The organism is Bradyrhizobium sp. 142 (assembly GCF_023074015.1).
Lineage (GTDB): Bacteria > Pseudomonadota > Alphaproteobacteria > Rhizobiales > Xanthobacteraceae > Bradyrhizobium.
This window is the reverse complement of sequence record NZ_JADPKQ010000383.1, coordinates 1-5,044: the sequence shown is the minus strand read 5'-3', so window position 1 is coordinate 5,044 and position 5,044 is coordinate 1. Positions and strand designations below refer to the sequence as shown.

Genomic DNA, 5,044 nt, shown 5'->3' with positions numbered 1-5,044 from the left:
GCCCTTTTCTGTGTCTCGACAACCAGAAAGTATCCGGTTCACGCTGGATTTGCCGGGCATGCGCTGCGGCATAGTGAATCATTCCCGGGACAGCCCTGCCCTTGTGGGAGAGGGTGGCTCGCCGCACAGCGGCGAGACGGGTGAGGGGTCTCTCTCTGCGCGTGAATCTCTTACGTCAGAATTCTCGGAGGCGACCCCTCATCCGGCGCTTCGCGCCACCTTCTCCCACAAGGGGAGAAGGGAAAGCAGAGCGCGCGTCAGCTCAGCTCGCGGCTTCCAGCCGCACTTCCGTGAGCAGCCGCATCGCCGCATCGGCGTCCATCGGCTCGCCGAAGGCAAAGCCTTGCGCGTATTCGCAGCCCATCTGGTAGAGCTCGACCGCGTCGGAATCGGTCTCGGCGCCTTCCGCCACGACGTCCATGCCGAGGTCGTGCGCGAGCGCGATGATCGACTTCAGGATCACCGGGCGGGTGCCGCGGTTGGTGGTGCGCACGAACGACTGGTCGATCTTGATCGTGTCGAACGGGAAGCGCTGCAGATAGGCCAGCGAGGAATGGCCGGTGCCGAAATCGTCGAGGGAGAGCCCGGTGCCGAGCTCGCGGATCCGCGTCAGCATCTGCGCCGCGTGCTCCGGATTCTCCATCACTAGCGATTCCGTCAGTTCCAGCTTGAGCGTGCCGCGCGCCACCGACGAGCGCGACAGCACGGTGCGGATGTCGTGGATCAGGTCGTGGCGCAGCAATTGGCGCGAGGAGACGTTGACGGAAGCGAAGATCGGTTCGCGCGAGCGCATCGCGCGTTGCCAGATCGAGAGCTGCTTGGCGGTCTGGTCGAGCACGAACATGCCGAGGTCGACGATCAGTCCGGTCTCTTCCGCAATGGTGATGAATTCCGACGGCGCCATGCGCCCGAGTTTGGGATGATCCCAGCGGCACAGCGCCTCGAAGCCCGCGATCGACCGGTCCTCGAGCCGCACGATCGGCTGGTACAGGATCGTGAGCTCCTGCCGTTCGATGGCGCGGCGCAGCTCGCTCTCCAGCGTCAGGCGGTCGGTCTTGCGCGCGCGCATCGCCGGCTTGTAGACGTCGATGCGGTCGCCGCCGATGCGCTTTGAATGATACATCGCCAGCTCGGCGTCCTTGATGATTTCGTCGGTGAGCTGGGCTTGCGGATCGGAGAGCGCGAGGCCGATCGAGGCGGTCAGGAAGATTTCGCGGTCGTTGAAGGCGATCGGCGCGCGGATGGTCTTGCGGATGGTCTCGGCGAAGGCGGTGATGCGGGCGGGATCCTGCTCCGACAGCAGGATCAGGCCGAACTGGTCGCCGGCAAGCCGCGCCAGCGTATCCTGCGGCTTCAGGATGCGGGTGAGGCGGCGGGCGAGGGTGAGCAGGATGGAATCGCCGACCGCGATGCCGACGGAATCGTTGACCTGCTTGAAGCGGTCGAGGTCGATCACCATCAGCGTCGGCCGCAGCGTCGGCATGGTCTTGGCGAAATGCGCCACCGCACCTAACCGGTCCATGAACAGCTTGCGGTTGGGCAGGCCCGTGAGATTGTCATGCACGGAATCGTGCAGCAGGCGCTCTTCGGCGATGCGCTGCTCGGTGACGTCGGTGAGGGTGCCGACCACGCGCGAGACCTCGCCGTCGGAGCCGACCACCGGGCGCGCCTTCAGCGCGAACCACATGAAATGACCGTCCGGCGTGCGCAGGCGAAAATCTTGCACCAAGCGGCCGCGGCGCTGGTCGAGCACGCTGTCGAGCGCGGCGCGGAAACGATCCTGGTCGAGCGGATGCAGCACCTCCAGCCACGATGCCGCCGGGCCTTCCAGCGTGCCGCGCTTGAGGCCGAGCAGGGCCTCGGTCTCGGGACTGGTGAACACCTTGTCGGCGGAGACGTCCCAGTCCCAGATCAAATCGCCGGAGCCGGCCAGCGCCAGCGCCCGCCGCTCGATGTCGGAAACGACGCCGGTGGTGGCGCTGCCGCCGGCAAAGGCGTGCTGCATCACGGTAAATCCGATCAGCATCACGATCAGCACCAGGCCGCCGAGCAGCGCGGGGCCGACGATGTCGTTGGTGACGGAGCCCGCCACCGTCATGCCGGCCGCGACCACCCAGACCACCAGCAGGAACCAGGTCGGGATCAGCAGCACCGCGCGGTCGAAGCCGTGGGTCGACAGATAGACAATCAGCGCGAAGCCGGCGAAGGCGATCAGCACCAGCGATATGCGCGCGATGCCGGAGGCGACGGCCGGATCGAACAGAGCGAGCGCCACCAGCGAGCCCAGGAAGGCCAACCAGCCCACCGTGATGTGCGAGTAGCGCACGTGCCAGCGGCTCAAATTGAGATAGGCGAACAGGAACACCAGCAGCGTCGCCGCCAGGATGGCTTCACCCGCCGCGCGCCAGATGCGCTCGGCGTTGTTCGACATGTCGAGCACCTTGCCCCAGAAGCCGAAATCGACGCCGATATAGACCAGCACCGCCCACGCAAGCGCCGCAGCCGCCGGGAACATGATGCTACCCTTGACGACGAACAGGATGGTCAGCACCAGCGCAAGCAGGCCGGAGATGCCGATCACGATGCCCTGGTAGAGCGTGAAGGAATTGACCTTGTCCTTGTAGGATTCCGGCTCCCACAGATAGAGCTGCGGCAGCTTGTCGGTGCGCAGTTCCGCGACGAAGGTGATGACGGCACCCGGGTCGAGCGTGACGCGGAACACGTCGGCGGTCGGGCTTTCCTGCCGCTCCGGCCGGTCGCCGGTCGAGGGCGTGATGGTCGCGATGCGCGACAGCCCGAGGTCGGGCCACAACAGGCCGGAGGAGACAATGCGGTAGTGCGGGGCGACAATCAGGCGGTCGAGCTGGTCGTCGGTGTTGTTGGCGAGCGCGAACACCACCCAGTTCTGGCCACCTTCGCGGGCGCGCACCTCGATGCGGCGGACGATGCCGTCGGTGCCCGGTGCGGTCGAGACCTGGATGCGGTCGGCATCGCTGCGCTGATGCTCGAGCACGCCGGTGAGGTCGATCGCGGGCGCGTCGCTGCGGACGCTGACAGCGTCGAGCGCGCGTGCAGGGGACGCGGCGACAAGAATCATGAGGCCCAGCGCGATGGGCGCGAGGCACCTGATCAGACGCAAGGTCAGTTCTCCGCGTTCGACGCAAACTCTGGTGGCAAGACGATTTCAGACCGGACCGAATTGGTTCGGCGCGTCGCGATAGATGGCACGAAAGCAAGGAAAATCAAAGGGTTTCCACCTTGCCCTGTCGGCGGGAGGCCTAGACCTCCAACACAATTTTGCCTATATGCGCGCTGGTCTCCATGCGCCGGTGCGCGTCGGCGGCCTTTTCCAGCGGGAATGAGCTGTCCATCAGCGGTTTTACGCGTCCTTCGCGCAAAAGCGGCATGACCTTCTCCTCGATCGCCGCGACCATCGCCGCCTTATCCGCATTCGTACGGGGGCGCAGCGTGGAGCCGGTATGGGTTAACCGCTTCACCATCACCTTGGCGATGTTGACGTTGACCTTGGGGCCGTTGAGGGTCGCGATCTGCACGATGCGGCCGTCGACCGCGGCGGCGTCGTAATTGCGGTCGACATAGTCGCCTGCGACCATGTCGAGGATCAAATGGGCGCCGGCATTGCCGGTCTCTTCCTTGACCACGGCGACGAAGTCTTCCGTCTTGTAGTTGATGGCGCGGTCGGCCCCTAACTTGAGGCAAGCCTCGGCTTTGTCGGCGCCGCCGACGGTGACGATCACCTTGGCGCCGAACGCCTTGGCAAGCTGAATCGCCATGGTGCCGATGCCGGAGGAGCCGCCGTGGATCAGCAGCGTCTCGCCGGCCTTGAGGCCGCCGCGCTCGAACACGTTGTGCCAGACCGTCATCAGCGTTTCCGGCAGCGCGCCGGCTTCCTTGATCGACAGCGCCGGCGGCACGCTCATCGCCTGGCCGTCCTGGGCGATGCAGTACTGCGCATAGCCGCCGCCGGCGACGAGCGACATCACCTTGTCGCCGATCTTGTGCCGCCTGGCATTGCTGCCCACCGCCACCACTTCACCCGCGATCTCGAGGCCCGGCAGGTCGCTGGCGCCGGGCGGCGGCGGATAGGCGCCGGAGCGCTGCGCCACGTCGGGCCGGTTGACGCCGGCCGCCTGCACCTTGACCAAAATTTCGTCGGGACCGGGTTGCGGAACGCTGCGTTGTTCCGGCACCAGCACCTCCGGTCCACCGGGCTTGGAGATGGCGACCACCGTCATTTGCGCGGGCAGCTTGTCCATGATTTGTCCTTGAGCAAAGGTACGGGATGAACGAGGCCATTGATTAGCCAGCATGGTCCAGGCTGGCAACCGTCCCGGTCTTGTTCGGCGCGCGAATGCAGGAGGAACGACGATGGCGATGGAAGAGGACGACCAGCCGCGCAGGAAGATCAGCCACGAGATCGGACAGGACCTCTCACTCTTGTCGCTCGACGAACTGACCGAGCGCATCACCCTGCTCAAGACCGAGATCGCAAGACTGGAGGAAGCCGCCACCAAAAAGCGCGCGTCGCGTGATGCGGCGAACAGCGTGTTCAAGTCTTAGGAATTCGGCGGAGAAGCGCGAGCCGCCTCCACGGCGTCGTGGCCGGGCATAGCCGTCCGAAGGACGGCGTCGCTCCGCTCGCCTATGTCCCCGGCCATCCACGTTCTTGATCTCTCGCCGACAGAAAGAACGTGGATGCCCGGGACAAGCCCGGGCGTGACGGCCAGCTTGTTCCGCACCCCGCTCGGCCACTGACCGACATGGCTAACGAACCCTCAAAAAAATCGTTCGTTTACTCCACATTAAGCTTTCGGGTTTATGACTGGAACTGTCCTCGTTTGGACACCGAGTGGCTCCTGTCCACTCTGTTTGACGCCTCCCTGTTATCAACTTTCAAAGCCGCCGGTTTTCCGGCGGCTCTTTTTTGGTGTGCCGAGCATGTTCGACAGCTTGGAGGTGGAAGTCCTTTACCCAGCCTGATGGCGGCGAAGGGTTAGCGAAGCGCAAGGGCGTCATCGCGAGA

Annotated in this window: 3 protein-coding genes; 1 reads left to right on the top strand and 2 read right to left on the bottom strand. The window is 65.0% G+C overall.

Annotation, left to right across the window (positions count from 1 at the left end):
* Positions 1 to 262: 262 nt before the first annotated feature.
* Together IVA82_RS34995 and IVA82_RS34990 are read right to left on the bottom strand one after the other, a co-directional pair.
* Entirely contained in the window at positions 263 to 3,139 is a 2,877-nt protein-coding gene (locus tag IVA82_RS34995; protein ID WP_247390017.1) for an EAL domain-containing protein, read from the bottom strand.
* A gap of 139 nt (positions 3,140 to 3,278) precedes the next feature.
* The gene (locus tag IVA82_RS34990) at positions 3,279 to 4,277 is read right to left on the bottom strand and encodes an NAD(P)H-quinone oxidoreductase (protein WP_247390016.1); all 999 of its coding nucleotides are present in this window, start codon (positions 4,275 to 4,277) and stop codon (positions 3,279 to 3,281) included.
* 112 nt (positions 4,278 to 4,389) lie between these two features.
* Between IVA82_RS34990 and IVA82_RS34985 the strand changes: the two genes are divergently transcribed.
* A complete protein-coding gene (locus IVA82_RS34985; protein WP_247390015.1) occupies positions 4,390 to 4,581 on the top strand; it encodes a DUF1192 domain-containing protein in 192 nt (63 codons plus the stop codon).
* Positions 4,582 to 5,044 lie beyond the last annotated feature (463 nt).

Bases quoted from the DNA above. Each gene is read 5' to 3' on its own strand.
- IVA82_RS34990 (WP_247390016.1), bottom strand. From the start codon at position 4,277: ATGGACAAGCTGCCCGCGCAAATGACGGTGGTCGCCATCTCCAAGCCC.
- IVA82_RS34985 (WP_247390015.1), top strand. From the start codon at position 4,390: ATGGCGATGGAAGAGGACGACCAGCCGCGCAGGAAGATCAGCCACGAG.